25 protein-coding genes are annotated in these 25,663 nt (G+C 67.8%); 11 read left to right on the top strand and 14 right to left on the bottom strand.

The window, feature by feature from the left end; genetic code table 11:
• The first annotated feature begins 2 nt into the window (after positions 1 to 2).
• Positions 3 to 458, top strand: coding sequence for a GtrA family protein (locus AC1D1G_RS19985; RefSeq protein WP_005238131.1), 456 nt, complete (start codon positions 3 to 5; stop codon positions 456 to 458).
• Positions 459 to 490: 32 nt separating this feature from the next.
• Here the strand turns inward: AC1D1G_RS19985 and AC1D1G_RS19980 are convergent, their stop codons facing one another.
• Complete coding sequence (locus AC1D1G_RS19980) at positions 491 to 1,903, bottom strand: alkaline phosphatase PhoX (RefSeq protein WP_283333417.1); 1,413 nt, start codon at positions 1,901 to 1,903, stop codon at positions 491 to 493.
• Positions 1,904 to 2,074: 171 nt separating this feature from the next.
• Here AC1D1G_RS19980 and AC1D1G_RS19975 point away from each other — a divergent pair, with 171 nt between their 5' ends.
• The 3 genes from AC1D1G_RS19975 to AC1D1G_RS19965 all read left to right on the top strand — a co-directional run bounded on the left by AC1D1G_RS19975 (position 2,075) and on the right by AC1D1G_RS19965 (position 3,955).
• Positions 2,075 to 2,413, top strand: coding sequence for an ArsR/SmtB family transcription factor (locus tag AC1D1G_RS19975; protein WP_065489769.1), 339 nt, complete (start codon positions 2,075 to 2,077; stop codon positions 2,411 to 2,413).
• Positions 2,410 to 2,910 carry an SRPBCC family protein gene (locus AC1D1G_RS19970; protein ID WP_477953422.1) on the top strand — a complete coding sequence of 167 codons (501 nt, stop codon included), beginning with the start codon at positions 2,410 to 2,412 and terminating at the stop codon, positions 2,908 to 2,910. Before AC1D1G_RS19975 ends, AC1D1G_RS19970 begins: the two co-directional genes overlap by 4 nt.
• Positions 2,911 to 2,971: 61 nt before the next feature.
• Positions 2,972 to 3,955, top strand: a complete 984-nt coding sequence (locus AC1D1G_RS19965; RefSeq protein ID WP_477953421.1) for a sigma-70 family RNA polymerase sigma factor — start codon at positions 2,972 to 2,974, stop codon at positions 3,953 to 3,955.
• A gap of 3 nt (positions 3,956 to 3,958) precedes the next feature.
• Here the strand turns inward: AC1D1G_RS19965 and AC1D1G_RS19960 are convergent, their stop codons facing one another.
• Together AC1D1G_RS19960 and AC1D1G_RS19955 are read right to left on the bottom strand one after the other, a co-directional pair.
• On the bottom strand, positions 3,959 to 4,363 hold the full coding sequence (locus AC1D1G_RS19960; RefSeq protein ID WP_283333415.1) for a VOC family protein: 405 nt from the start codon (positions 4,361 to 4,363) through the stop codon (positions 3,959 to 3,961).
• A gap of 96 nt (positions 4,364 to 4,459) precedes the next feature.
• Positions 4,460 to 5,131 carry a type 1 glutamine amidotransferase gene (locus AC1D1G_RS19955; protein ID WP_477953420.1) on the bottom strand — a complete coding sequence of 224 codons (672 nt, stop codon included), beginning with the start codon at positions 5,129 to 5,131 and terminating at the stop codon, positions 4,460 to 4,462.
• Between the two features lie 334 nt (positions 5,132 to 5,465).
• Between AC1D1G_RS19955 and AC1D1G_RS19950 the strand changes: the two genes are divergently transcribed.
• Positions 5,466 to 6,857, top strand: a complete 1,392-nt coding sequence (locus AC1D1G_RS19950; protein ID WP_283333413.1) for a WS/DGAT/MGAT family O-acyltransferase — start codon at positions 5,466 to 5,468, stop codon at positions 6,855 to 6,857.
• Positions 6,858 to 6,859: 2 nt separating this feature from the next.
• On the opposite strand, the gene AC1D1G_RS19945 is transcribed toward AC1D1G_RS19950, so the two are convergent.
• Positions 6,860 to 7,156: an Rdx family protein gene (locus AC1D1G_RS19945; RefSeq protein ID WP_011597547.1), complete on the bottom strand. Its 297-nt coding sequence runs from the start codon at positions 7,154 to 7,156 to the stop codon at positions 6,860 to 6,862.
• Positions 7,157 to 7,293: 137 nt separating this feature from the next.
• On the opposite strand from AC1D1G_RS19945, the gene AC1D1G_RS19940 reads away from it, so the two are divergent.
• Positions 7,294 to 7,419 (top strand): hypothetical protein, encoded by a 126-nt coding sequence (locus AC1D1G_RS19940; protein WP_005257351.1) that lies wholly within the window; start codon positions 7,294 to 7,296, stop codon positions 7,417 to 7,419.
• Between the two features lie 39 nt (positions 7,420 to 7,458).
• Here the strand turns inward: AC1D1G_RS19940 and AC1D1G_RS19935 are convergent, their stop codons facing one another.
• The gene (locus AC1D1G_RS19935) at positions 7,459 to 8,232 is read right to left on the bottom strand and encodes a serine aminopeptidase domain-containing protein (protein WP_477953418.1); all 774 of its coding nucleotides are present in this window, start codon (positions 8,230 to 8,232) and stop codon (positions 7,459 to 7,461) included.
• A 137-nt stretch (positions 8,233 to 8,369) separates the two neighbouring features.
• Between AC1D1G_RS19935 and AC1D1G_RS19930 the strand changes: the two genes are divergently transcribed.
• Genes AC1D1G_RS19930 through AC1D1G_RS19910 form a run of 5 tightly spaced genes read left to right on the top strand, consistent with a single transcriptional unit; the run spans position 8,370 to position 14,494 of the window.
• The gene (locus tag AC1D1G_RS19930; RefSeq protein WP_280780759.1) at positions 8,370 to 9,347 is read left to right on the top strand and encodes an ABC transporter permease; all 978 of its coding nucleotides are present in this window, start codon (positions 8,370 to 8,372) and stop codon (positions 9,345 to 9,347) included.
• Positions 9,344 to 10,270: an ABC transporter permease gene (locus AC1D1G_RS19925; RefSeq protein ID WP_283351714.1), complete on the top strand. Its 927-nt coding sequence runs from the start codon at positions 9,344 to 9,346 to the stop codon at positions 10,268 to 10,270. The genes AC1D1G_RS19930 and AC1D1G_RS19925 overlap by 4 nt, the downstream gene beginning before the upstream one ends.
• Positions 10,267 to 12,123 (top strand): dipeptide ABC transporter ATP-binding protein, encoded by a 1,857-nt coding sequence (locus tag AC1D1G_RS19920; protein ID WP_477953417.1) that lies wholly within the window; start codon positions 10,267 to 10,269, stop codon positions 12,121 to 12,123. The genes AC1D1G_RS19925 and AC1D1G_RS19920 overlap by 4 nt, the downstream gene beginning before the upstream one ends.
• 30 nt (positions 12,124 to 12,153) lie before the next feature.
• Positions 12,154 to 13,839 carry an ABC transporter family substrate-binding protein gene (locus AC1D1G_RS19915; RefSeq protein ID WP_477953416.1) on the top strand — a complete coding sequence of 562 codons (1,686 nt, stop codon included), beginning with the start codon at positions 12,154 to 12,156 and terminating at the stop codon, positions 13,837 to 13,839.
• A 49-nt stretch (positions 13,840 to 13,888) separates the two neighbouring features.
• Positions 13,889 to 14,494, top strand: coding sequence for a hypothetical protein (locus AC1D1G_RS19910; protein WP_477953431.1), 606 nt, complete (start codon positions 13,889 to 13,891; stop codon positions 14,492 to 14,494).
• 4 nt (positions 14,495 to 14,498) lie between these two features.
• Here the strand turns inward: AC1D1G_RS19910 and AC1D1G_RS19905 are convergent, their stop codons facing one another.
• The 9 genes from AC1D1G_RS19905 to AC1D1G_RS19865 form a co-directional block, all read right to left on the bottom strand.
• On the bottom strand, positions 14,499 to 14,867 hold the full coding sequence (locus AC1D1G_RS19905) for a hypothetical protein (RefSeq protein ID WP_477953415.1): 369 nt from the start codon (positions 14,865 to 14,867) through the stop codon (positions 14,499 to 14,501).
• A 249-nt stretch (positions 14,868 to 15,116) separates the two neighbouring features.
• Positions 15,117 to 16,100, bottom strand: a complete 984-nt coding sequence (locus AC1D1G_RS19900) for a TIGR00341 family protein (RefSeq protein WP_477953414.1) — start codon at positions 16,098 to 16,100, stop codon at positions 15,117 to 15,119.
• A complete protein-coding gene (locus tag AC1D1G_RS19895; RefSeq protein ID WP_477953412.1) occupies positions 16,094 to 16,549 on the bottom strand; it encodes a DUF6069 family protein in 456 nt (151 codons plus the stop codon). The genes AC1D1G_RS19900 and AC1D1G_RS19895 overlap by 7 nt, the downstream gene beginning before the upstream one ends.
• Before the next feature lie 119 nt (positions 16,550 to 16,668).
• The gene (locus tag AC1D1G_RS19890; protein WP_477953410.1) at positions 16,669 to 17,940 is read right to left on the bottom strand and encodes a zinc metalloprotease; all 1,272 of its coding nucleotides are present in this window, start codon (positions 17,938 to 17,940) and stop codon (positions 16,669 to 16,671) included.
• A 22-nt stretch (positions 17,941 to 17,962) separates the two neighbouring features.
• On the bottom strand, positions 17,963 to 19,903 hold the full coding sequence (locus tag AC1D1G_RS19885) for a DNA/RNA non-specific endonuclease (protein ID WP_477953409.1): 1,941 nt from the start codon (positions 19,901 to 19,903) through the stop codon (positions 17,963 to 17,965).
• An 83-nt stretch (positions 19,904 to 19,986) separates the two neighbouring features.
• A complete protein-coding gene (locus tag AC1D1G_RS19880) occupies positions 19,987 to 22,944 on the bottom strand; it encodes a CHAT domain-containing protein (RefSeq protein ID WP_477953407.1) in 2,958 nt (985 codons plus the stop codon).
• A 12-nt stretch (positions 22,945 to 22,956) separates the two neighbouring features.
• Positions 22,957 to 24,357: a lipase/acyltransferase domain-containing protein gene (locus AC1D1G_RS19875; protein WP_477953406.1), complete on the bottom strand. Its 1,401-nt coding sequence runs from the start codon at positions 24,355 to 24,357 to the stop codon at positions 22,957 to 22,959.
• A 123-nt stretch (positions 24,358 to 24,480) separates the two neighbouring features.
• Positions 24,481 to 25,050 (bottom strand): dCTP deaminase, encoded by a 570-nt coding sequence (dcd, locus tag AC1D1G_RS19870; protein WP_005238072.1) that lies wholly within the window; start codon positions 25,048 to 25,050, stop codon positions 24,481 to 24,483.
• A gap of 9 nt (positions 25,051 to 25,059) precedes the next feature.
• Positions 25,060 to 25,663, bottom strand: a 604-nt coding sequence (locus AC1D1G_RS19865) for a TetR/AcrR family transcriptional regulator (protein ID WP_477953404.1), incomplete at its 5' end; no start/stop codon positions are given.

Raw genomic sequence — 25,663 nt, 5'->3', positions numbered from 1 at the left:
AGATGATCGTTCAGTTCCACGACGCCGTCGGCCCGCCCACGTATCCCCCTCTACGTGGGCGGGCCGGCGGCGTGTTCGCTCAATTGACCCGGTTCACGCTGGTGGGCACGTCGAGCAACGTGCTCTACGCTCTCGCCTTCTTCACCCTCGACATGTACGGGTCGTTCGTCGCCAACCTCGTCGGCGTGGTGACCAGTTCGATGCTGGCCAACGAACTCCACCGGCGGCTCACCTTCCGTGCCGTGGACCGCGTCCGCTGGTTCGTCGCACAGTGGGAGGGCGGAACCCTCGCGCTGATCGGCCTGGCCGTCAGCTCACTCGCGCTCGCCCTCCTGCACATGCTCTTCCCCGGCGCCGACGGTCCGGCGCAGGTCGCGCTCGTCATCGCCGTCAGCGCCGTCGTCGGCGGGCTGCGGTTCCTCGCACTCCGCGGTTGGGTCTATGCCTCCGGCCCGTGAGTACTTATTAACCGCCCGTGGTTAACAAGTACTCACGGCAGGGGACGGTGCCACGGACCCGTGATCGCCAGCGTCAGCCCCGGCGACTGGATGTTCGCGAACAGGATCTTCCCGTCCGCACTGAACGCCGGACCGCAGAATTCGCTGTCGTTCAACTCGTTCCGCGCCATCGCGAACGGCTCACCCTCCGCCGTGACGCCCACGAGGTGGCTGATCCCTTCGCCGTCCTCGGCGAGGATCACGCCGCCGTACGGCGAGACGGTGATGTTGTCGGGCCCGTCGTAGTTTCCGGTATCGACCGCGGGATCGGGATTGACACCGAACAGGGTCTTCAGCGTGACGGTCTGCTTCGCCGGGTCGTAGAACCACACCTGGCCGTCGTGCTCGGCGACGCTGCCGTCGCTGGTCCGTGCGTAGCTCGCGACGAAGTAGGCACCGCCGTCGCCCCACCACTGTCCCTCCAGCTTGCGGCTGCGGGTGACGACGTCGTTCCCGAACTGCTCACGCACCGGCGTGCTCGTCGCGTCACGGTCCGGCACACCTACCCACTGCACGGCGTACACGGTTCCCGGCTCGGTGGCCTGCGACAGGTCGGGGACGTGCGTTCCGCCCTGGAAGCACGCCATCGCCTGGAGAGCACCCGCGGCGTCGCCGCCCGGAGACTGCGCGAGTTCGCGCAGCGCGTTCGGCCCGCCCCGGAAACCCTGCGGCGGCGTCCACCGGTAGTACAGGCCGTTCGGCCCGGACGCATCCTCCGTGAGATAGATGGTGCTCGACGCCGGATCCACCGCCACGGCCTCGTGCGCATACCGGCCGAGGAACTTCAGCGGCACAGGACTTTTGCCCCTGTTCGCGTCCTGACTCGCCGGGTCCACCTCGAAGACGTAGCCGTGGTCGAGCAGGAACCCGTCCTCCCCCGCGCGAGCCTCCGTCTCCTCGCAGGTCAACCACGTCCCCCACGGGGTGATGCCGCCCGCGCAGTTGTTCACGGTGCCCGCGACGCTGACGTACTGGCCCTGCCGTGCGCCATCGGCGCCGACCGCGGTCGTGGTCGTACCGCCGCGCGCGCCCGCGTCGTACGTCAATCCGTCGAGGGCGGGCACACCGAACGGTTCGTCGCTGCCGATCTCGTGATTGGTGACGAGTGTGGAACCGCCGGGTCGCGCGAACACCCCGATGGCGTCGGGATCGCTCGGCACCGGTACGCCACCGTCCAACTGCGTCTCACCCGACCGGGAGACGACGGTGTACGAAAAACCCACCGGGAGCGAGAGAATGCGGTTCGGGTCGGGTACGAGCGGTCCGTAGCCGATCGCCTGTCCCGGCGCCGCGGACGCGAACGCCGGCCGGACGAGGGCGTCGACGCTTCCGGCGAGTGCCACACCGAGGCCGGTGAGCGCGGTGCGACCGAGGAACCCGCGGCGGTTGAGTGGTGCAGTGGACACTGTCTGAAACCTCCATGGTGACGAACCGGGACCCTCGGACGGTAGGGACCGGACTGCCCTGGTTCGTGGACGCACCGTGGCGCGCGCGTGAACCGGGCGAGAACTTCCCCTGTGAGTACTTGTTAACCGCCGACGGTTAATAAGTACTCACGGGCGTTGACATGTGACCAAATGGTCACCTATTCTCGATTCATGGACGACGATCACGTCTTCAAGGCGCTGGCCGATTCCACCCGCCGCCTGATACTCGACCGATTGTTCGCCCAGGATGGTCAGACGCTCACCGAACTCGAGTCGCAGGTCGAGATGACACGATTCGGGGTCATGAAGCATCTGCGTGTGCTCGAAGACGCGGGGCTCGTCGTCACGCGCCGCTCCGGCCGGGAAAAACTTCACTACCTCAATCCTGTGCCGATACAGCTGATCCACAACCGGTGGATCGACAAATACACCGAGCGTCACACGAGTGCGCTCGCTCAGCTGAAAGCCGAACTGGAGGAAGAGAAATGACTACCGCCGACGCATTCCAGATCTACGCGGTCTATATCAAGGCGACGCCGGAGGCCATCTGGGACGCCATCACCAAACCCGAGTGGTCGCAGCAGTACGGTTACGGCGGCCTCGTCGACTACGACCTCCGCGCGGGCGGCGCGTTCCGATCGCGCGCGGACGACGCGATGAAGGAATACCCGGGCGTGCCCGACGTGATCGTCGACGGCGAGGTGATCGAGTCCGATCCGCCGAAGAAGCTGGTGCAGACGTGGCGGATGCTGATGGACGCCGACAACGTGGAGGGTTTCACCACCCTGACCTACGAGATCGTGCCGTCGAGCCGGCCCGGTGTCGCGAAACTGACTGTCACACACGACCTCACCAACGCACCCGACCTGGCCGAGATGGTCGCGGGCAGGCGCGAGTCCGAGGGCGCGGGCGGCGGCTGGAACGAGGTGCTGAGCGGAATGAAGACCCTGCTCGAGACGGGGCAGCCGATGGTGAACTGGGACTGACCCGCGGGTCGGCGGGCGCGAGGGCCCGACATCTGTCGGACGGCCGCAGTAAGCTCCAACCATGACGGCTGCGCAGTCGCTCGACGGGGATTTCCTCGCACTCGCCGACCCTTACCGGCGCGAGTTGCTCGCCCATTGTTATCGCATGATGGGCTCACTTCACGACGCCGAAGACCAGATGCAGGAGACCTTCATCCGGGCCTGGCGGGGGTACGACGGCTACCAGCAGCAGGCGTCGCTGCGGACGTGGCTGTACAAGATCGCCACCAATACGTGCCTGACGGCCCTGCAGAGCAAATCCAAGCGTCCGCTGCCGAGCGGGCTGGGCGCTCCCGACTCCGACCCGACCGCCGACCTCGTCGAACGACACGAGGTCCCGTGGCTCGAACCGCTCCCCAACCGCCTCATCGACGACGACGCGAACGATCCCGCCACCGTCGTGACGTCGCGCGAGTCGGTGCGGCTGGCGTTCATCGCCGCCCTTCAGCATCTTCCTGCACGTCAGCGCGCGGTCCTCGTCCTCCGCGACGTGTTGCAGTGGAAGGCGTCGGAGGTCGCGACGGCTCTCGGTACCACCACGACGGCAGTGAACAGCCTGCTGCAGCGTGCACGTGCGCAGCTCGAACTGGCCACGCCGACGGCCGACACTCTGGTGGAACCGGAGTCCCCCGAGGAGCGCGACCTCCTCGACCGCTACGTCGCCGCGTTCGAGGACTACGACATCGACGCGATCGTCGAACTGTTCACCAAGGACGCCGTCTGGGAGATGCCTCCGTTCGACGGCTGGTATCGCGGGGGCGCCTCGATCGGCACCCTGATCAGCGGAAACTGTCCGGCCAAGGCTCCGGGCGACATGCGTCTGGTGTCCACGGCGGCCAACGGACAGCCGGCCCTCGGCCTGTACATGCGCGGGGAGGACGGCGTCCACCGCCCGTTCCAGCTCCACGTCCTGGATGTGACGGCCGACGGGGTCTCCCATGTCGTCTGCTTCTTCGACGTCGATCTGTTCGAGAAGTTCGGACTACCGGAGACCCCGCCCGCCTGACCCCTACGCCGGCACGGCGGCCGGATCCATCCACATGACCTCCCAGACGTGACCGTCCAGGTCGCGGAACGCGCGTCCGTACATGAAGCCCTCGTCCTGGAGCTTGCCCCACGACGTTCCGCCGGTGGCGAGGGCCTTGTCGACGAGGCTGTCGACTTCCTCGCGGCTGTCGGCCGAGATACACATGAGGGCCTCGACGGACTTGGACGTGTCGCAGATGCCGCCCTCGATGAAGTCCGTGAACCGGGACTCGACGAGGAGCATCACGGACGTGTGCTCGTTGATCACCATGGCGGTGCAGGAGTCGTCGCTGAACGTGGCGTTGAACTCGAAGCCGAGTCCGCCGAAGAACGTCTTGGTCGCGTCGAGGTTCTTGATCGGCAGGTTCACGAAGAGCATCCGGGACATGTGATTCTCCTTCTCGGGTTCCGCCCAGTGCGGAAGGTCATCGATACAGACCGCAGCGGTGCGCAAAACTCATCGGCGACCGCTCGCCCGATCCCCTCAGCTCTCGGCGAGGTCGAGGAACGAGCCGATCATGATCCGTCCGGCCGCTTCCACGTCGTCCAGGTGTTCCCCCGACGGCGCGGTGCCCGGCGGCATGTGGGCGTGCATCACCGGCAGCTGCGCGCGGGTCAGTTCGACGTGGAACTGCAACCCGTACGCCCGGCGGCCGATCGCGAACGCCTGATTCTCGTAGAGGTGACTGCTCGCCAGCCGGACCGCGCCGTCGGGGAGGTCGAAGGTGTCGCCGTGCCAGTGGACGACGGGCACCTCGGCGCCGGCCGAACCGAACACGGGATCGCGCGTCCCGTCCGCGGACACGGTGACCGTCCCGGCGCCGTTCTCCGGGGTCGGCCCCCGGCGGATCGCGCTGCCGAACGAGGCGGCGAGAAGCTGCGCGCCGAGGCAGATTCCCAGCATCGGAAGTCCGGCGTCCACAATTTCTTTGATGAAGTTTCGCTCTCGTGGAAGTTGCGGGTGGGTAACGTCATCGAGTGCGCCCATCGGACCGCCCATCACCACGAGGCCGCCGATGTCGTGAACGGCCGGGAGTTCCGACGCTCGGTGCATGGGGTACTCGGTGTAGCGAATTCCCCGCTCCGCCAGCAAAGTACCGACGAGTGCCGGCCCTTCGAACGGCACGTGCTTTACAACCGCCCAGTGCTTGTTCATGCCACAATTCTTACCGAGTAGGGACTTTCGGCCCTATGCAGGCCGGGATTCGCGAATTCCGCACTGAGTGCACAAAATTCGGATGTTCACACGGAGTTCATGTTCGGTGTACACCACCCGAATGACACCCACCAAACTGGACGCTTGTCTAGTGGCATGGCTCACGCGAAACCTGTAGAAATACGACGTCACGCTTTCGTGACCCGTCCCATATCAATTAGTTATCCGGTGGTGGTCCCTGACAAACGGAACGTCACCATCTCCCGTTACCTCAGACCACAGACGAGCCCTCCCGCGATCCGGGAAGTCGTCTACGGGATGGAAAGGGCCCTAGATGCCGCTCCCCATGTCCCCTCTCGACTCGATGTTCCTTCTCGGCGAGTCCCGTGAGCACCCGATGCATGTCGGCGGCGTAGAGATCTTCCAGCTCCCGGAAGGCGCCGACACCTACGACATGCGCGCGATGCTCGACCGCGCGCTCGCCGACGGCGACGGAATCGTCACCCCCCGGCTCGCCAAGCGAGCCCACCGGTCCTTCTCGACGCTCGGTCAGTGGAGCTGGGAGACCGTCGACGACATCGACCTCGGTCACCACATCCGGCACGACGCGCTGCCCGCCCCCGGGGGCGAGGCCGAGCTGATGGCACTGTGCTCGCGGCTGCACGGATCGCTGCTCGACCGCAGCCGCCCGCTGTGGGAGATGCACCTGATCGAGGGACTGAGCGACGGACGGTTCGCCGTCTACACCAAGATCCACCACGCGGTCGCCGACGGCGTCACCGCGATGAAGATGCTGCGCAGCGCGCTCAGCGAGAACTCGGAGGACCGGGACGTGCCGGCCCCGTGGCAGCCGCGGGGACCGCGGCCGCAGCGGACGCCGTCGAAGGCGTTCAGCCTGTCGGGTCTGGCCGGTTCCACGTTCCGCGCGGCCCGCGACACCGTCGGTGAGGTCGCCGGGCTCGTGCCCGCGCTCGCCGGCACCGTGTCCCGCGCCTTCCGCGACCAGGGCGGCCCGCTCGCCCTGTCCGCACCCAAGACCCCGTTCAACGTGCCGATCACCGGTGCCCGCCAGTTCGCGGCGCAGTCGTGGCCGCTCGAACGTCTCCGGCTCGTCGCCAAGCTGTCCGACACCACCATCAACGACGTCGTGCTCGCGATGTCCTCCGGGGCGCTCCGCAGTTACCTCGAGGACCAGAACGCGCTGCCCGCCGAGCCGCTGATCGCGATGGTGCCGGTGTCGCTGAAGAGTCAGCGCGAGGCGTCGAACGGCAACAACATCGGGGTGCTCATGTGCAACCTCGGCACCCACCTCCCCGATCCGGCGGATCGCCTCGACACCATCCGGACGTCCATGCGCGAGGGCAAGGAGGCGTACGAGACGATGAGTGCCACGCAGATCCTCGCGATGAGCGCTCTCGGCGCGGCACCGATCGGCGCGAGCATGCTGTTCGGGCACAACTCGCGGGTGCGCCCGCCGTTCAACCTCATCATCTCCAACGTTCCGGGCCCCAGCTCGCCGCTGTACTGGAACGGGGCGCGACTCGACGCGATCTACCCGCTGTCGGTGCCCGTCGACGGCCAGGGCCTGAACATCACCTGCACCAGCAACGACGACATCATCTCGTTCGGGGTCACCGGCTGCCGCAGCGCGGTGCCCGACCTGAAGTCGATCCCCGCCCGGCTGGGGCACGAACTGCGCGCCCTCGAGCGCGCGGTCGGAATCTGACCCTAGGGACTCTTACGGTCGCTGTGCCCGAGGTGGCGGTCTGGTGCCACCCGGTCCCGGACCAATTGCTTGAGCACGGTGATGTCGGGGAAGCCGCCCTGCTCCTTGCGGTCCCAGATCAGTTCGTCGTCGACGGTGATGCGGAAGATCCCGCCGGTGCCGGGGACGAGCGCGACCTCGCCGAGTTCCTGCCCGAACGTGCCGAGTAGTTCCTGCGCCATCCACGCTGCGCGTAACAGCCACTGGCACTGGGTGCAGTAGGTGATCGCGACCCGGCCGTCCGTGCTGCTCGTCGTCATCGTGCCAGGTTAGCCGAAGGTGCTCCCCCGCTTGCGGTTCGAGTTGCACGGAGGACACCTGTTCGTCATGCGGACGTCAGCATCGTGAGGCAGACTGTCGATCGCCATGCTGTGCCCCTCGACGAAAGGAAGCCGCCATGTCCACCGCGCTCGAAGAATCGCGTCGCCACGCCATCGAGCTGACCAACGAGAAGATCCAGGCCGTCAAGGACTTCTTCACCAACATCTTCCGCCTGGACACCACGCACCGCACCGAGGCCTGAACACGGGGGGAGGTCTTCGCCGAGAAGGCCTCCCCGTGTTCACCGGATCCTCTCGAAGAACTGCACGACCTCCGCGGTGCGGAAGTGGTCTTCCGAGACGTGCGGTCCGCTCACCTCGACGAACTCGACGACGTCCGAGCCGCGGCGGAGCATCTCGACCCACGGTCCCGTGACGCCGGCGATGTTCGCCACCTCGTCCTCCCGCGACGCGTACACCCGAATCGGCACTCCGACATAGTCTCCCGGCTCGTGCCGGACGGCGTCCCAGCGCTCGGTCTTCGATTCGAGGTCCTGCCCGTCCGCGGACAACCGAAAGGCGTCCCGCACGGTGTCGCGTCCGTGTTCGCCCCGTTCCCACACTGCGCGCAGCGACAGCGACGGAGCGATGAACACGGCTCCGTCCCACGCGACCTCCCGCAGGCGTACGGCGTTGGCGGCGGCGTTACCACCCATCGATTCGCCGATGAGGAACCGAACTGTCACCGGCCACCGGCGGGACACCCACTCGTCCAGTGCGACCACGGCGTCCTGCGCCAGGCGGTTTCCCCACTGGTCGCCGTGCAGGTACGGGCTGGCGACCAGGTAGCCGGCGTCCAGCAAGCCGTCCCGCAGGCCGGCGCGGTCGTCGATCGACCTCTCGTCCCCCGTCCGCCCGTGCAGGTAGTACGCGACCGCGGACGGCGTCACCCCGCGCGGCACCGCGACCACCGCACGATCGCCGGAGCGCGGGACGGTCACCGCGTGCTCCTCGTACGTCGTGAGGTGTGCCGTGCGCCGCGTCAGCGATTCGGCGGACCCGGCACGAAGTATCACCCCGCCACGCTAACAAGCGGGGACGCGACGTGCCTGGCGGCGATCTCCGACCCGGCGCCGGTTTCGCCGAGACGAGCTGACGTCCGACGCCACGCTCCTATAATTTCAAGCCTGAGCCCTAGTTGCGAGGGGGACGGATGGCCGGCTTCCTGCTACGACGAGCGCTCAACTACGTGGTGCTGTTGCTGCTGGCGTCGTTCCTGACGTTCAGTCTCGCCTCGCTCACGTTCCGTCCGCTCGACAGCCTGGAGCAGCGCAATCCGCGGCCACCGCAATCGGTGATCGACGCGAAGGCCGCCGAACTGCATCTGGACGATCCGATCCCGGTCCGGTACGCGAACTGGCTGGGCGGCGTGGTCCACGGCGACTTCGGCACCACCATCACGGGTCAGCCGGTGTCGGACGAGCTGGGTCGCCGGATCCTGGTGAGCATGCGGTTGCTGATCCTCGGTTCCGTGATCGGAGCGGTGCTGGGTGTTCTGATCGGCGCCGCCGGTGCGATCCGGCAGTACAAGTTCAGTGACTATTTCAGCACCGTCCTGTCGCTGCTGATTCTCAGTGCGCCGGTGTTCCTCGTCGCGACCCTGCTGAAATACGGTGCTCTCCAGATCAACTCGGCCACCGGCAACCAGATCTTCCTGTACACCGGAGAATCCTCGGCCAGCACGATCACCGGGTTCTGGCCGCAGTTCGTCGACCGCGTGCAGCATCTCGTGCTGCCGACCATCGCGCTGGCGTTGGGCAGCATCGCCGGTTACAGCCGGTACCAGCGCAACGCGATGCTCGACGTTCTGGGGAGTGACTTCATCCGGACCGCCAGGGCGAAGGGACTGACCCGGCGGGCGGCACTGCTCAAGCACGGGCTCCGGACGGCACTGATCCCGATGGCGACCCTGTTCGCCTACGGATTCGGGGCGCTGGTCGTCGGCGCGACGTTCACCGAGACGATCTTCGGCTGGCACGGCATCGGCGAGTGGATCGTGATCGGCATCGACAATCAGGACACCAACATCGTCGTGGCGATCACGTCGTTCACCGGGCTGATCGTGCTGCTGTCGGGACTCCTCTCGGACGTGGTGTACGCGGCGCTCGACCCGAGGGTGCGTGTCGGATGACCGAGATCCAGATCGCGTCCACCGATGCGGCGGTGTCGGCCGTCGGTCGCCGGACCCTGCTGTGGCGGCGGTTTCTCCGGAACAAGCCCGCCATCGCCGGGGTGTGCGTCCTGGTGCTGCTGTTCGTGGGCAGTTTCGTCGGACCCTACCTGCTCCCCTACGACTATCAGCAACTCGACTACACCGCGCTGCTGCAGCCGCCCAGCGCCGAACATCCGTTCGGCACCAACCAGATCGGCCAGGACGTTCTGGCCCAGACGTTGCGCGGGCTGCAGAAGTCGCTGATCATCGGGATCTGCGTCGCGATCTTCTCCACCGCCATCGCGGCGCTCGTCGGTGCCCTGGCAGGGTATGTCGGCGGCTGGCCGGATCGGGTGATCATGTGGCTGGTCGACCTGCTGCTCGTCGTTCCCAGCTTCATCATCATCGCCGTGTTCACTCCGCGGCTGAAGTCCTCGAGCTCGATCGCCCTGCTGATCCTGCTGCTGGCGGTGTTCGGCTGGATGATCACCGCCCGGATGGTCCGGGGAATGACGCTCAGCCTGCGCGAGCGGGAGTTCGTCCAGGCGGCCCGGTACATGGGCGCCCCCACCCACAAGATCATCACCAGCCACATCGTCCCCAACATCGCGTCGATTCTGATCATCGACGCGACCCTGAACGTCGGTGCCGCGATCCTCGCCGAGACCGGGCTCAGTTTCCTCGGGTTCGGTGTCCAGAAGCCGGACATCTCTCTCGGGTCGCTGATCGCCGACGGCACCGAATCCGCGCTCACCTACCCGTGGCTGTTCCTGTTCGCGGGCGGACTGCTGGTGATCACCGTGCTGTCGGCGAACCTGGTGGGCGACGGTCTGCGCGACGCGGTCGACCCCAGCTCGACGCGGGCCCGGTCCCGCAAGCGGAAGAAGAAGGCGACGCGGTGAGCGGGCGGCCGCTGCTCGAGATCGAGGACCTGCGGGTCAGCTTTCCCAGCGAGGAGGGCCGCATCGAGGCGGTCCGCGGTGTCGGCTACAGCGTCTCCGACGGCGAGGTGCTCGCCATCGTGGGTGAGTCGGGTTCGGGCAAGTCGGTGGCGTCGCTCGCCGTGATGGGTCTGCTGCCCGAGCACGCGCGCGTCACCGGCTCCATCCGGTTGCAGGGCCGCGAGCTGCTGGGCATGGGCGACAAGGAGCTGTCGGCGCTGCGCGGGAAGACGGTCAGCATGGTGTTCCAGGACCCGCTGTCCGCGTTGACGCCGGTGTACCGGGTCGGTGACCAGATCGCCGAGGCGCTGCTCGTCCACGGTAGGGCGAGCAGCAAGAAGGATGCCGCGCAGCGTGCTGTCGAGCTCCTCGACCTGGTTGGGATACCCGATCCGGCGGTGCGCGCCAAGGCCTTTCCCCACGAGTTCTCCGGCGGCATGCGACAGCGCGTCGTGATCGCCATCGCCATCGCCAACGACCCCGCGCTGATCATCTGCGACGAACCGACCACCGCCCTCGACGTGACCGTGCAGGCGCAGATCCTGAACCTGCTGCGCAAGGCCCGCGACCTCACCGGCGCCGGCGTCGTGATGATCACCCACGACATGGGCATCGCCGCGACGCTGGCCGACCGCGTGGTGGTGATGTACGCGGGCCGGGTGGTGGAGTCGGCGCCGGTGCGCGAACTGTTCGCCGAACCCCGGATGCCCTACACCGCAGGGCTACTCGTGTCGGTACCCCGGATGGATGCGCCGATCCGGAGCCGCCTGGTCTCGATCGCCGGTGCCCCGCCCGCGCTCCATTCGCTGCCACCGGGCTGCACGTTCGCGCCGCGCTGCCCGCTCGCGGTCGACGCCTGCCTGCTCGCCGAGCCGGAACTCGTCTCGACCGGACCCGGTCATCGGGCTGCGTGCATCCGCGTCGACGAGGCGGGCACCCGGGACCTGTTCACGGCGTATCGGCGGGACCAGCCGGCACCCGCCCCCACCGCGGAGACGCCACCCGAACAGCGGGTGGTGCTGCAGGTGACCGATCTCGTGAAGACGTATCCGATCACCAGCGGTCTGGTGTTCCGCCGCAAGCGGGGCGAGATCCGGGCGGTCGACGGCATCAGCTTCGACATCCGCGCCGGCCGCACGCTGGCGCTGGTGGGTGAATCCGGCTCGGGCAAATCGACCACGTTGACGCAGATTCTCGACCTGGCCGCGCCGGAATCCGGTTCGATCGCGGTGCTGGGCGCCGACGTCGCGGCGCTGAGCCCACCCGAGAAGCGTGCGATCCGGCGCAAGATGGCGGTCGTCTTCCAGGATCCGACGGCGTCACTGGACCCCCGACTGCCGGTGTTCGACGTTCTCGCCGAGCCACTCCGGCTGGACGGTCGCAGGCGTGAGGAGGTCGGCCGCCGGGTACCGGAGTTGCTCGACCTCGTCGGGTTGCGCCGCGAGCACGCCGATCGCTATCCGGCCGATTTCTCGGGCGGCCAAAAGCAGCGGATCAGCATCGCCCGGGCGCTCGCCCTCGACCCGGAACTGCTGATCCTCGACGAGCCGGTGTCGTCGCTCGACGTCTCGATCCAGGCCGGGGTGCTCAACCTCCTGCGCGATCTTCAGGAGCAGCGGGGCATGTCGTACCTGTTCGTCTCCCACGACCTGTCGGTGGTCCGCAATATCGCGCACGACGTCGCGGTGATGTACCGGGGCAGGATCGTCGAGTCGGGGGCAGCGCAGATGATTTTCGAGGATCCGCAGCACGAGTACACCCGGGCGCTCCTCGAGGCAATTCCCGTTCCGGATCCGACGTTTTTGGCACACTAGCCTCAGCGAACTTCGAGGAAGGGCACCCCCATGAGGATTCGTTCGGCGCGCACCCGCCTCGCGGTATCGGTCCTGGCCGTCGGACTGTTTCTCGGTGGCTGCGGGGGTTCGGACACCGGTGATGTCGAGGCCGGATCCGGGTCGATCGGCACCACCAACGACATCAACCCGCACGATCCCAGCGAGTTGCGCGACGGCGGAAACCTGCGGTTGGCGTTGTCGGGTTTCCCCCCGAACTTCAACACGCTGTCCAACGACGGCAACGACACCGAGATCGGCGCCATGCTGAAGCCGATGATGCCCCGCGCGTTCAGCACCGACGCCTCGGGAGCGCTGTCGGTGAACCACGACTACTTCACCGACGTCGCGCTCACCGGCACCGATCCCCAGCAGGTCACGTACACGATCGACCCGAGGGCGGTGTGGTCCGACGGCACCCCGATCACGTGGGCGGACATCCAGTCCCAGGCCGCGGCGCTCAGCGGTGAGAACAAGGACTTCCTGATCGCGAACACGTCCGGGTTCGAGCGGGTGGACAGGGTCGAGCGCGGCGTCGACGACCGTCAGGCGGTGATCACGTTCGCCGAGCCGTACGCCGAATGGAAGGGCCAGTTCGCGGGCAATTCGATGCTCTACCCGAAGTCGGTGACCGCGACCCCCGAGGCGTTCAACGAGAGTCTGCGCGACGGGGTCACGCTGACGTCGGGACCGTTCCAGATCGCGTCGATCGACAGGGCGCAGAACCGAATCACACTGGGCCGCAACCCCGCGTGGTGGGGTAACACCCCGAAGCTCGACACCATCACCTACAGCGTTCTCGACGACGCCGCGCGCATTCCCGCTCTGCAGAACAACGAGATCGACGCGTCCGGACTGGGCACCATCGACGAGGTGAAGACAGCACAGGGTTCGGCAGGAATCGCGATCCGCCGGGCGCCGGGAAACCAGTTCTCGCACATCACGTTCAACGGCGCGGAGGGATCGATCCTCGCCGATCCGGAATTGCGGGTGGCGCTGTCCAAGGGCATCGACCGGCAGGGCATCGCGACCGCGATCCAGAACGGTCTGGTCGACGATCCCCAGCCGCTGAACAACCACATCTACCTCAACGGTCAAGAGGGCTACCAGGACAACAGCGCAGCCGTCTCCTACGACCCCGAGGAGGCCGCGAGGCGGCTCGACGAACTCGGCTGGACACTCGACGGCGAGTTCCGGGAGAAGGACGGGCGCAGGCTCGAGATCCGCGACGTGATGTACCAGTCGACCACCTGGGTCCAGATCGCGCAGATCCTTCAGCAGAACCTCGCGCAGATCGGCGTCAAACTGAACATCGACACCCGCGGCGGCACCGGATTCTTCACCGATGTCATCCAGCCCGGCGACTTCGACATCGCCCAATTCTCCTGGGTGGGTGACCCGTTCCCGCTCAGCGGCCTGCCGCAGATCTACGCGTACAACCCCGACGACCTGCAGGGCAATTACGGCCGGATCGGTTCGCCCGAACTGAATGCGCTGATCGAGCGGACGATCTCGGAACTCGACCCGCAGAAGGCGATCGAACTGGCCAACGAGGTGGACACCGCGGTGTTCGAGGAGGGGTTCTCGCTGCCGCTGGTGCAGGCGCCGGGCAATGTCGCGGTGCGCGACAACCTGGCGAACTTCGGTGCCGCCGGCCTTGCGTCCTACGACTACACGAAGATCGGCTTCCTGAATTAGCGGGTTCGTGGCCGTCCGCTATCCCGTTGCCGTCGGCGCGTGTGCGCTGGTGGTGTGCGGCGCGTTCGCCGTGGTCGCCGACGCCGATCAGCTCAGCGCACTGGTCGTGGTCGCGGCGACGGTGCTCGGTGTCACCGGCTACACGTGGTTCGCTGCTACCCGTTCGGGGTCGGAGCCGGGTCGCCCTGCCACGGTGTACCGGGTCCGCCAGCAGCATCGGCTGACCAGCAGGTCCTGGATCGAGGTTCGTGAGGAACGGGGTTCGTTGTGGATTCCGGTGTTCTTCGATCCCGTCCTGGTCACCCTGCCGACGCCGACCGCGGCGACGGTGCACGGCGTGGGGCGTCGCCGTGTCGTCGTCTGGGAAGGCCGTCGACTGCTTCCCTCCGGTCGAGCGCGTCGTTCGGAGCCGGCCGGCCGGTTGATCGACAACCCGTCTCGTCCGGATCCGGACGGTCCGGTGCGCGCGCGGGTGGCCGCTCGGCCGGTCCGCCGGCTCGTCCTCGACGCCCAGTTCGCGGTGGCGGCACCGTTCGTCGGGGCATTGTGGGTCTACGTCGCGGGCGGCGGGGTCCCGGCGTTCGCCGGCGCGACGTGTGTGGCGGCGGCCGTCGCGGTGTGGTTGGCGGCCGTCCGCGGCTCCGACCCCAGCTGAGGGGTCAGGACATGGTGACGCCCGCGCTGACGAAGCACGGCAGCAGTCCGGCGATCTCGCTCAGCACGGGGCCGAATCCCACGGCGGCGGGTACCGGGTCGTTGACGAACGCGACACCCCGGAAGCCGGTGGTGAGGTTCGTGAACTGCACGACGGCGCCGTTCCACTGCGCGAGCGGCGCGGCGGTGGTGTACCGGATCCGGTCGGGCGCGACCCGCTCCGCGTTGAACGTCAGCCACGCGCCGGGGGCGCACGTCGACATCGAGCCGGGGATGAAGGGCGCCGCGGAGACGGCCGCGGGCACTGCGAACGACAGTGCGCCTGCCACGGCGATCACTGCACCCAACCGGCCCACCACGTGTCGAGTAGACATCGGAATTCCTTTCGGGGCGCGCCAATCCGTCTCCCCGAGTACGGCGGAACCGCGTCACTGAGTATGAATACCAGGTCAGAGAATTATATCTCCGCAGGTAGGTCCCACCGCTAGAGTGAACGACCCACTCGTGGGCCGAATGCCGTCGTGTAGCGCACGGCAGTGGGGAGCAACGAAACATGCTGCTGCCAAGAAATACTGACTTCGACTCGTGCCGGTTCGACGCAGGCGAGGTCGGCGGACAACCGGTCACTCCGCCACGAGCCGAGCCCCGACGGTGTGCAGCACCTGCACCTCGGGGTTCCACGGGACCAGCGCATCGACGGATTTCTCGAGCTCGTCGACCGGCGGGAGCGTCTCGGGACCGAGCACCGCGACCGTGGCAGTGCCGCCCTGCCAGGTGACGTCGGTGACCTCGGCGCCGGGAGTGCCGGCGAGCCAGTTCTCCGCTGCGGTGGAGATCTGCTGCGCCCACAGCGAGGACAGCGAGTTGACCACCATCGGGATCGCGACCGCGGCCAGGACCAGCGCCAGGACGGTATACGCGCGCCGCCGGTGCGCGCCGGTGGCGCTCCCGACTTCCCTGGCGTATCCCGCAGCGACGAGCACGGCCGTCGCGGTGATGACCATCGCCACGACATTGGACGCGAACAGCACGAACGCCCCCACAGCCAGGGAGGGAGCCCCCGATCCCAGGCACACCCCCACCACCGCGAGGGGAGGCACCAGGGAGATGGCGATGGCGACACCGGGAAGAACGTCACCGACGTCCTTCCTCGCGACGGCGACGGCACCGACCAGGCCGGTGGCCAGCGCGGCGGCCAGGTCCATCAGGGTCGGTGACGTACGGCCGGTCACTTGCGAATTGGTCAGCACACTCGACGGATTCGGTAATACCTGCGCGAATGCCATGCCCAGCACGACGACGAGGGCGATGCCGGCGAGGACGTAGAACAGGCTGTGCCCGATCAGGCGGCCGTTGCCGGTGGTGATGCCCAACCCCACCCCGAGAATGGGCGTCGACAACGGTGCGACGATCATCGCACCGATGACGGTGGCGGTGGAATCACCCACGACACCGGCCACCGCGATCACGGCCGAGAGCGTCAACATCACCCAGAACGCGGAACGTTTGGCGTCCCGGTCGCCGACCGAGAGATCGAGGCGTTCGCCGAGCTCGGCCAATGTGCGACGGTGCCTGTCGGGAATGACTCCCAGGCGCCCGGTCACCACGTTTCCGGCCGCGACGTCCGCGCCGATCCCGCGACGCCGGAGAGCAGCGAGACGATCGCGATACCGACGGTGAAGTAGATCGCCGCGCTGCCGATCCGCGACGCGGCGGTCGCCTCGACAGTGAACGGCCACAGCGTTGCGACGAGGGTCGCGAGTACGCAGATCCAGCCGAAGAAGGTCGCCGCGCGTGGCGTCGAGACCATGAGCACGTGCAGGAGCGCGGTGGCGGTCAGGGCGGCGACGGCGGCGCCGACGGCGAGGGTGCTCGCCTGGGAGTTTCCCACGGTGGTCGCCGGGGTGATCACCGGGATGTCGAGCAGCCCGCGGACGATCAACAGCCCGACGACCGCGGCCAGGGCTGCAACGAGCGCAGTGGCGGCACCTCCGGCCCACAGCCGTTTCGCGTCGACGGTGGGGGCGGCCGGTCTGCCGGGCCGGATCTGGTTCATCGAAGGCTCCTTCCGAATGTCGGGCGGAGAGGGTTTCCAGCCACGGTAGGCCGTTCGGATTCTCGAGTTGTCATCCTCCGCGGGTGAAAGGAACGGGCAGAGCAGGTCTGGTCGCGGGGTTATCCGGAGGCGTCACCCACGTCCAATTCGAGACGGTCCTCCTCGAGCCGGACCACCCGGACGGTGCGCGAGTCGCCCGCCGCCGTGGTCACCTCCAGCCGTCCGTCGTCGGCGGGCACCCACGTCCCCTCTCGTGCCTCGTTGGCGTCTCCCCGGCCGATCGCCCAATCGACGAACGAGCCGTCCGGCCGAAATTCGATACCGCCGCGCCCCCTCGCGCGCGGGAAGTCGAATTCGGCGGGCCGGTAGACGCGGAGGCCGTCGTGGTCCTCCTCGAACGAATGCCCCCAGCGGCCGGTGGCGGCGCCCCGGGCGAGGACGGCAGACGATGCCGGACTCGCGGCCCGCCCGGTCCACAACTGCTTCCGGACACCGTCGAGGCACGCTCCCATCCGCGCGCCCTGCCCCTTGGTGAACATGACCATCCCGGCGTCGTCCGTGTAGTCCATGTAATCCATGAACAGGTCGCCGTGGGGGCCGTTCCCGCAACTGATGTGCGGGAATCGCGGCATCCCGACGTTCTGCCCGCCCTGATTGGGTGTGTCGCCGACCTCGTCGGAGCCCCGGCACCCGGTACCGTCGTCGCCCCAGATGTGGAAGAGATTGAAGTAGTGCCCGATCTCGTGGGTCGCGGTGCGCCCGAGGTTGAACGGGGCCCGTGCGGTGCCCGTCGTCCCGAACGCGGTGTAGGTGATCACGACGCCGTCGGTGGCGACCGGACCGCCGGGGAACTGCGCGTATCCGAGCAGACCACCGCCGAGCGCACAGACCCAGATGTTCAGGTATCTCTGCGTCGGCCACGGATCGGCGCCGCCGGTCTCCGCGGATTTGACGCCGTCATTCTGGTCGAACGCGTCGACTTCGGTTGCAGTTCGGGTGATTCCGTTCGTCGCCCGCCCGTCCGGATCCGTGTCGGCGAGATAGAACTCGATTCCCGCGTCGCCGACCAGATACTCGAACACGGACGGAACGGTGTCCACATCGTCGTTGGTGGCCCGGAAATCCTTGTTGAGCACCGCGATCTGGCTCTCGATCTGCGCGTCGGAAATGTTCTGCGCCGCAGCCTTCCACACGACGTGAACGACGACCGGAATCCGCGCGACGCCGCGGGCGGCGATCGACTGCAGCGATTCCAGGTCGATGGTCTGGTTCTCGATCTCCGATCGGGCGATGCGATACGACTCCGACTCGGTCAACAACCGGCGGTGCACGTCCATCGCCCCACAGGTGCGCTGCGTGGGCAGATCGACCTCTGATTCGTTGGTGCTCATGGCGTCGGGCTCCCTTTCGGTTTCAGAGAATCAGGTCCTGGGGACGGATCAGTTCGCGGGGCAGGCTGCTCGCCTCGATCCGCTCGAGCGGATCGGCCGCGATGTAGGGATCGAGAACCAGACCGGTCAACTGGGCGATCCGCCGCACGGGCACCTGGAACGTGCGGTACGCGCCGTAGGAGAACGCCTCCTCCCCCTCGGCGAATTCGTCGAGCAGGGCGGCCTGGCTGAGCAGGTATCCGGTGACCGAGAGACCGCCGTCCTGCTTGACCATCGCCACCGTCTTCCAGAACTGACGCGGCAGCGCCACCCCGCGGTATTCGGGGTCGTCGGGCGCGAGAACGGGTCCGGTGACGACGCTGACGGCGAGACCGGCGTTGTCCGCGTTCTTCAGGACGTAATCCTCGAGGCCCAGCCACAGGGTCTGGCCGGCGTTGAAACTGTGATGTTGCGGAGTGCAATTGGTGAAGTGGAACGTGTCGTCGTTCGCGGCCTTGGCGAGCGGTCCCCACGCCGGGTCGAGTCGGCGCACGAGGTGTCCGCGGTCGAGCGGATTGTCGCGATACACGTCCTCCCCCGTCTGCTGGTCGGCCGGAAGTCGCGGGTCGAGAATCCATCTGTCGCTGTCGCGCCGCGGGCTCTGCGACTGCGTTCCGTCGATGTTCACGGCAGTGAACAGCGCCAGCGCCCGGTATCGGTGCATCACGACGCTGAAGTGGTGATACGTCAACTGCGGGGACGCGACCGACGGTGTCCCGGGCCGCGGAAGGGGTAGCGGCACGCGCAGGAAGTTCGCGTCGTACCCCCCGCGCGTGCTGTAGTCCGGGTCGATCGAGATCGCCTCGGGCTCAGGCGGTCGCCGGGCGGCGGCCGGTGAGTCGACGGAGCCGAGACGCACCGTGATCTCGAGGGGAACCCGGACGGTCACTTCCCGTTCGCGTTCGACGGCCGGGGATTTCGTCGGTTCCGCCCGCTCCGCGCGGACCACGTCGTCGACGAGGTCACGCGACTGCGGGGCCAGGTTCTGCGCGCGCACGTACTCGAGGATGCGGCTGATGCGCACCCCCTCGTTGAGGACACCACCGAACTCGGTGTGCTGCGGCGCCCGCACGCTCGCGTGATGCAACGCGACCACCTCCCACTGATCGTTAAAGACCGGCGAACCCGAGGATCCGGGTTCGGTGTCGGCCGAGTAGTGCAGAAACCGCTCGGGTATGTCGACGATACGGTTCTCCCGCAGGGCAATCTGCTTCTTCTCGCCGCGGGGGTGTTGCACGATGGTCACGAACTCGCCGATGACGGCCTTGCCCTCCGCCTGGATCAGCGGGTTGAAACCGAACTGGGCGAGCGTTCCGGGTTCGGCTCCGACCGCGACGAGCGCGAAGTCGCGGTCCCGGTCGGCGAGATAGAACCGACCCGGGTCCAGCGGGAACATCTGCACGGGGTGCGGTTTTCCGTCGATGCCGTCCTGGTAGTCGAACTCGATCACGCTGCTGCGGGCCGTGTCCGCGTTCGGCAGCACGTGATGGTTGGTCAGCAGCAGCGTGGGTGAGACGAGGAAGCCCGTGCCGTAGCCCTGCAGGGTTCCCCGCGCGTCGCGGATGTTGACGCGCCCGATCGACCGGGCGGCGGCTGCGCCGGCATCGAGGTATCGGACGCCGACGAAATCGGCTGTGTTGATTATTTTCTCGAGTAACCGATCCGGGAGGGCGTCGGACTCCCAGTCCCCATTGCCGTAGTAGCGACCGAGCCGGTCCACGCGCTTCGCGATCCGTTCGGGAGTATCCGCGGCGGCGACGCCTCCGGGGCCGTTGAGTGCGTCCACGTGCTCGCCCCGCTGCGGTGCCCGTTCGCGGGCACGCAGGTCCGCCGCATCGCGTTGTCGCTGCCATTCCGCCTCGAACGTTCCCCCGGGAATCGCGCGCTGCGACTGTCCGTCTCCGATGTTGTCGACGATGGTCATGACTCGGTCCTCACGTAGGTCGGGCGGCTCGTCCTGTGATTGCGAGCCTGCTCGTCGCGGGCACGTCGGTCATGCGTAGTGGGCTACTCGTTTCTCGGTCCGACCACGGTGTCGGCGCGTTCGTACTGTTCGATGCCGTTCCGGACGACCCGTCGGATGCGGTCGCCGTCGGCCACGAGGTCGTCGAGGAGGGGTACCGCCAGTTCCGGCCGGATGGGGGTTTCCGCGAGGAGTTGCCCGAGTTCGAGTGCGTCCGACCCGAGCGCGCCGACGATGACCTTCCGCCGCGCGGAATCCAGCGCCGCCTCGACGTCGAGTTGCTTCGCGGTGTCGCCCCGCGCCGCCGGTATCGGTGTCGCCGTCTCGACCAGCAGCACCCGGACCTCCTGCGCCGTCAGGTCGCGGTCGGTCGCCCACACCAGCATCGCGGTAACCGCAACGTACAGCGCGGCGAACGTCGTGCCGTCCATCTCCGGTCGATCGACGAGCTGCTCGCACACTGTCCCGGTGATCGTCCGCGGCGCGTAGATGTCGGGTTTTCCCGCGTCGGGGAAGTACGGGGTTTCGTGGGTGAGTGTGCCGTCGTCCTCGACGGCTCCGACGGCGAACGCGTCCGCACTCCAGGCCGAATATGCCGGTTCGTCCGAGTGGTCGCCCGAGGCGATCACCAGCCTGCCGTCGCTCACCAGGTGCGCAATCACCGCATTCTGCGCATCCGTCGGCACCGCGTTGCCGTAGTCCAACACCAGGATGTCCGCGTCGGCCAGGGCCGCGTCCTCCATCCACCGGCAGACGTCGCGCTCGGACGGGATACCGTCGCCGAAGGCCAGCTCCCCGGGAAGGAGTTCGGCCAGTGCCGATTCGCCCTCCCCCGTCTCTCCGGCTACTACCCGCCCCGGAACCCCGTGCTTGATGGCGCACTGCGTGACAGAGACGGCGATCTCCTCGCGTCGGCCCACCGTGAACGGACCCGCGACCGCCAACCGCAACGCGCGCCGCACTGGCGACGCTGCCGCCACCTCCGCTTCGGGCACAGCGGTTTCGGCGCCGAAGAAGTCGGACCCGTTCGATACCTGGGGCTCCGCTTTCGGGGCGCCGACACCGAGTTGCCGGACGAGGACCGGCAGGTCCCGCGGGTCGAACGTGCCGTTCCGGGCGGCGAGATCGGCCAACTGCTCCCACAGTTCCAGGTGCCGCACGTCGGTGTAGAGCCGGGACAGGTCCTTCTCCGGATAGCGGGTCAGGGTCGGCAGATTGCGCCGGATCCATTGCCACACTTCGGGCCACGACAGGGCGTCGAGGCGGATCGTGCGCACTTCCGAGGGGCGGAGCGGTCGCGTCAGTTCGACGAGGTCCGCGGTGGCCGCCACCGCGAGCCGCGCCTTGCTGCGCCGCTGCGTCAGCAGGACCAGCGCGTCGAGGAGGCCCGGGGCGCCGGGTGCGTCGCCGAGCAGCAGGTCACCGTCGTCGATGACGATCGCGACCGGGACTTCGGTGAGGTCGCCGAGTAGTCGCTCCCACCAGTCGCCGGCGCTGAATCTGCCCGGCCGGACGGTGCGCACCCCGATGTCGCGCATCAGCTCGTCGACGAGGCGGGCCAGTTCGCGGACCGGGTCGGGTTCCGCGAGCAGCCGGTTCGCGCTGATGTACAGATGTGCGATCTGCGGGTCGAGCTCGTCGAGCACCCGGTCCAGAAGCGAGGTCTTTCCCGTCGACGGCATTCCGACGACGTGCAGCAACCGCGCCGGCGTCTGCCCGGACAGCACGTCCACCCCCTCGCGCAGCTCCGCGAGGCGGGAGATGAAGCGAAGTTCGCCCTGATGGATACCGAGCCGCAACCCGACCCGCCGGGACGGTGGCTCCGGCCGCGCCCGCGCCTCCGGGTCGATGATCGCGCCGGGCTCGCTACCCCCGACGAACAGGCACGGAACCGCCCAGTCGAGCAGCGGGTCACCGCTGTTCTCGTCGCCGTTGATCGCGAGCCGCGCCAGCCGCAACGCCTCGGCGACAGGCTGGCCGGCGGTCAGTGCCTGGTAGAAGAAGCGCGTCAGCAGTCGCTCCGTCCGGAAGGGCAGCACCGCCTGCATCCCGATCACCATCGGGCATGCATCACGCACGCAGATGTCGGCGGACGACAGCGGACCGGGCCATGGGTCGTCGTCGGTGGCACCGTCCGGCGCGCGTGCGGTCTCACAGCCCGCGAACACGGCCAGCCGGAGGTCCGGGAGTTGCTGCAGCAGCAATGCGAATTCCTGGCTGGGCAGCAGCCGCCCGCGGCCGTTGCCCTGCTCCAGCTTGAGCCCGTCCGGATTGGCGTGGCCGAGGTAGTGGAAGAGGTGAAACCCGCGTCTCTGCATGCCCATTCGACTGCGGAGCCGTTCGACCGACGGGCGGTCCTCGACCACCACGCGGAGTAGACCCCGGTCCACCAGGGGCCGCAATTCCGACAGCAGGCTACGTTTCTCGGCATACAGGTCGAACGGGGCCTCGGAATCCTCGGGGCCCTCCCGCAAGGGGCTCGACATCACCAGCAGGAGGTTGAGCGGCGGCTCGATCGGCGTCTGCCGCAACGGATAGGTGCGCGACCGTCCCGACCGCACCACGTGGACGTCGCGCGCCATGGCGAGGAACTGGTCGGGTCGTTGCGGATCCAGCAGCAACTCCCACGGCCAGGCGCACACTTCCTGCGGCGCGGCGAGGACGCGCAGGAGAAGCTGAGTTCCCGTGGTCCGGGCCAACCCCCGGCTCTGCTGCAGCAGGGTGACGATGTCCGGAACCCCGAACACCAGATCCGTCAACACCTTCCCGACGTCGAGCGCATGGGTTGCGGCGTCGGTGCGCGCGTGCCGGACGGTGTCGGTCAACCAGTCGGACGGTGTGTCGATCGTCTTCCCGGTGACGTCGTTCGGCAGTTTCCATTCCGGGATCGGTCGCCGCACCGCGAAGACCGAACCCATCCGCGACTGCGCCGAGAGCCAGACGTGGTCGCCGGCCCGGAGAACGCTGATCTCCAGTGCCTCGAAACCGGGTGTCGGTCCCATGCGTCCGCGCTCCTAGACGTCCACGGACCGGGCGATCTCGTCGAGGTCGACCACACTCGCGACGTCGGTGACCGGGTGCACCCCGGGTGCGCGCACGGTGATCCGGTAGTCCTGGGCGGTCAGCCCGTCGAGGCTGGTCTGCTGCCAGCCGTCTGCGGTCGACACCAGCGGGTGTTCCCGGCTCGGACCGCCGGCCATCGGCTCGACCGTCGCGAGAAGCCGAGCGCCCCCGGCGCCGGTGCGCGCCCGGATCACCAGCGGCTCGGCGGTCGTGACGTCGTCGACTTCCAGCGCGACCGATTCGTTCACCGCCGGAAACACGTTCGGAGGCGCGAGTGTCGCGGTGTTCAGGATTCCGCCCACATGGTCGAGCACCGGGTCGTCGTTCTGGAGGGAGCCGTGCCGCTGGCTGAAGAAGGCCGCGTTCTTCCATCCCGTCATGAGTTCGTGCGGGGTGGACGACAACTTCGGCACGGTGCCGTCGCCGCCGCTCTCGTCGGGTCCGCGCACGGTCATCGTCTCGACCTTCGTCCCGGCGAGCCGGGCGGCCCACTTGGTGGGCTGGAAGTCGCCGATCACCGGCCGGATGTCGTAGCCGTCGTGTCCCGAATCCAGCCGCGCGTCGACGGCGTCGCGCAGACCTCGGTGCAGGCGCACCGCCGCACCCATCCGGCCGGCGTCGAGACCCGTCTCCGACCAGTCGAGCTTCTCGTCGTCGAGCGCGAGCCACGACCCGTCGTCGCCCGCCATGCACCGATACGACGGCAGCAACTGGTAGGCGGACGTGAACGACCGGATCAGCGCACTGAGGTCGACGGTGAACGGGCCCCAGCCCTTGCGGAACCCGTTGACGAGGAAGTCGAGTGCATTGACCGAACCCGAGTACGGGGTGCCGAAGGTGACGAGGGTGCGGGTATCACGCCACCCGTCCAGGAATTCGAGGAACAATCGAGCGACGATTCCGCCCATGGAGTGGCACACCAGCACGAGCTTCGCGTCCGCGTTCCCCGACTTCTCGCGCCACCGCGTCAGCCAGTCATGGGTCCGTCGGGCCAGGGCGCGGGCCGCCACCCGGTTGTCGCGCCGCCAGTCGTAGGGGAACTCGAAATAGTTGTCACCGGGAACCACCCCGAATCGGCGGACGACGTCGTCGCGGAATTTCGTGTACCCGTCGATCTTCCAGTCCAGCCCGGGAACGAAGTGGAAGTCCGGGACCAGGCGGGTGGCCACGACGCCGTCGCCGAGGTCGTCGACGTCCGGATCGTCGCCGTCGAGCTTCAGGCGTTTGATGTTCCCGCCCAGCGACAGCACGCCCGCCAGCGCCACGCCCGGTGTCGGTGCCCATACGTCCTTGCCGTCACGGGCGAGGACCGACCCGCCGATGCCGGGCAACAACACGACTACGTCTTTCATGGCGGCCTCCGGGATCGAACGCCCAGGAGAGGGCGGCTTCGAATCCCAGTCTTCTCTCACCCGCCGCAATACACACGAGTAGCGGACCACTCGGTTTGCAATTTTTTCGTCGGGCCGCGGGGCTCAGCTCTGCGCGAAGTTGAGGTAGGCCTTCGACGGCGTCGGGCCGCGCTGGCCCTGGTACTTGGAGCCGACGGCGGAGCTGCCGTACGGGTGTTCCGCTGCGCTCGACAGCCGCAGCAGGCACAGCTGGCCGATCTTCATGCCCGGCCACAGGGTGATGGGCAGGTTCGCGACGTTGGAGAGCTCCAGGGTGATGTGCCCGTTGAAGCCAGGGTCGATGAACCCGGCCGTGGAGTGCGTCAACAGTCCGAGGCGGCCGAGCGAGGACTTGCCCTCGAGGCGTCCCGCCAGGTCGTCGGGCAGCGAACACACCTCCAGAGTGGAGCCGAGAACGAACTCACCCGGGTGCAGGACGAACGGCTCCCCCTCGGCCGGTTCGACCAGCGTCGTCAGCTCGTCCTGCCGCTGAGCTGGGTCGATGTGCGTGTACCGGGTGTTGTTGAACACCCGGAACAGGCTGTCGAGGCGCACATCCACGCTCGAGGGCTGGACCATCGAATCGTCGAACGGGTCGATGCCCAGACGTCCAGCGGAAATTTCGGCACGGAGATCGCGATCGGAGAGGAGCACAGGTAGAGGTTAACGGGTGTGGATGGCCATCGAGAGCAGCAGTTCGGTGCAGGTGTCCACGAGCTCGTCCTCGGGGAGGGTCACGGTGCCGTTCAACCATGCCGTCAGGGTCTGCGCCAGGCCGCCGACCATGAAGTGCGCGGCCAGGTCGAGTCGCGGGCTCTCGGCCACCTCGTAATACCCGACCGTCTGCTTCGTGACCAGGCCCGCGAACAGCCGCGAACTGTCGAGGCGGCGCTGCGCCAGCACCGCGCTCGACTGCGCCACCGAGAACATGAGACGGCCCTGACGCGGATCTTCGGCGACCTCCCGCACGATGTTGTGGACGCCGGCGCGCACGATGTCGCGTTCACCCGGCCCGGCGTTCGACACGGCGTCCAGGGTGCTGGTGGCGATCCGCTCCACGACGTGGTCGTAGACGGCGACGGTGAGCGCGTCGCGGTCGGTGAAGCTCTCGTAGAAGTAGCGGGTGGCGAGTCCGGCCTGCTTGCAGACTCCGCGCACGGTCAGGGCGTGGTCGCCCTCCGCGCTGCCCAGCAGGTCGAGTCCGGCCTCGATGAGCTGGCCACGCCGTTCCGATGTGCGCTGGTCGCGCTCCTGGCCGCCATAGACG

Source organism: Rhodococcus sp. P3_B8, from assembly GCF_056402775.1.
The sequence above is the reverse complement of the archived record's forward strand: the minus strand, read 5'-3'. Positions and strand labels throughout refer to the sequence as shown.

Bases quoted from the DNA above. Each gene is read 5' to 3' on its own strand.
- AC1D1G_RS19985 (WP_005238131.1), top strand. From the start codon at position 3: ATGATCGTTCAGTTCCACGACGCCGTCGGCCCGCCCACGTATCCCCCT.
- AC1D1G_RS19975 (WP_065489769.1), top strand. From the start codon at position 2,075: ATGGTCACCTATTCTCGATTCATGGACGACGATCACGTCTTCAAGGCG.
- AC1D1G_RS19970 (WP_477953422.1), top strand. From the start codon at position 2,410: ATGACTACCGCCGACGCATTCCAGATCTACGCGGTCTATATCAAGGCG.
- AC1D1G_RS19965 (WP_477953421.1), top strand. From the start codon at position 2,972: ATGACGGCTGCGCAGTCGCTCGACGGGGATTTCCTCGCACTCGCCGAC.
- AC1D1G_RS19960 (WP_283333415.1), bottom strand. From the start codon at position 4,363: ATGTCCCGGATGCTCTTCGTGAACCTGCCGATCAAGAACCTCGACGCG.
- AC1D1G_RS19955 (WP_477953420.1), bottom strand. From the start codon at position 5,131: ATGAACAAGCACTGGGCGGTTGTAAAGCACGTGCCGTTCGAAGGGCCG.
- AC1D1G_RS19950 (WP_283333413.1), top strand. From the start codon at position 5,466: ATGCCGCTCCCCATGTCCCCTCTCGACTCGATGTTCCTTCTCGGCGAG.
- AC1D1G_RS19945 (WP_011597547.1), bottom strand. From the start codon at position 7,156: ATGACGACGAGCAGCACGGACGGCCGGGTCGCGATCACCTACTGCACC.
- AC1D1G_RS19940 (WP_005257351.1), top strand. From the start codon at position 7,294: ATGTCCACCGCGCTCGAAGAATCGCGTCGCCACGCCATCGAGCTGACC.
- AC1D1G_RS19930 (WP_280780759.1), top strand. From the start codon at position 8,370: ATGGCCGGCTTCCTGCTACGACGAGCGCTCAACTACGTGGTGCTGTTG.
- AC1D1G_RS19925 (WP_283351714.1), top strand. From the start codon at position 9,344: ATGACCGAGATCCAGATCGCGTCCACCGATGCGGCGGTGTCGGCCGTC.
- AC1D1G_RS19915 (WP_477953416.1), top strand. From the start codon at position 12,154: ATGAGGATTCGTTCGGCGCGCACCCGCCTCGCGGTATCGGTCCTGGCC.
- AC1D1G_RS19905 (WP_477953415.1), bottom strand. From the start codon at position 14,867: ATGTCTACTCGACACGTGGTGGGCCGGTTGGGTGCAGTGATCGCCGTG.
- AC1D1G_RS19895 (WP_477953412.1), bottom strand. From the start codon at position 16,549: ATGAACCAGATCCGGCCCGGCAGACCGGCCGCCCCCACCGTCGACGCG.
- AC1D1G_RS19890 (WP_477953410.1), bottom strand. From the start codon at position 17,940: ATGAGCACCAACGAATCAGAGGTCGATCTGCCCACGCAGCGCACCTGT.
- AC1D1G_RS19885 (WP_477953409.1), bottom strand. From the start codon at position 19,903: ATGACCATCGTCGACAACATCGGAGACGGACAGTCGCAGCGCGCGATT.
- AC1D1G_RS19880 (WP_477953407.1), bottom strand. From the start codon at position 22,944: ATGGGACCGACACCCGGTTTCGAGGCACTGGAGATCAGCGTTCTCCGG.
- AC1D1G_RS19875 (WP_477953406.1), bottom strand. From the start codon at position 24,357: ATGAAAGACGTAGTCGTGTTGTTGCCCGGCATCGGCGGGTCGGTCCTC.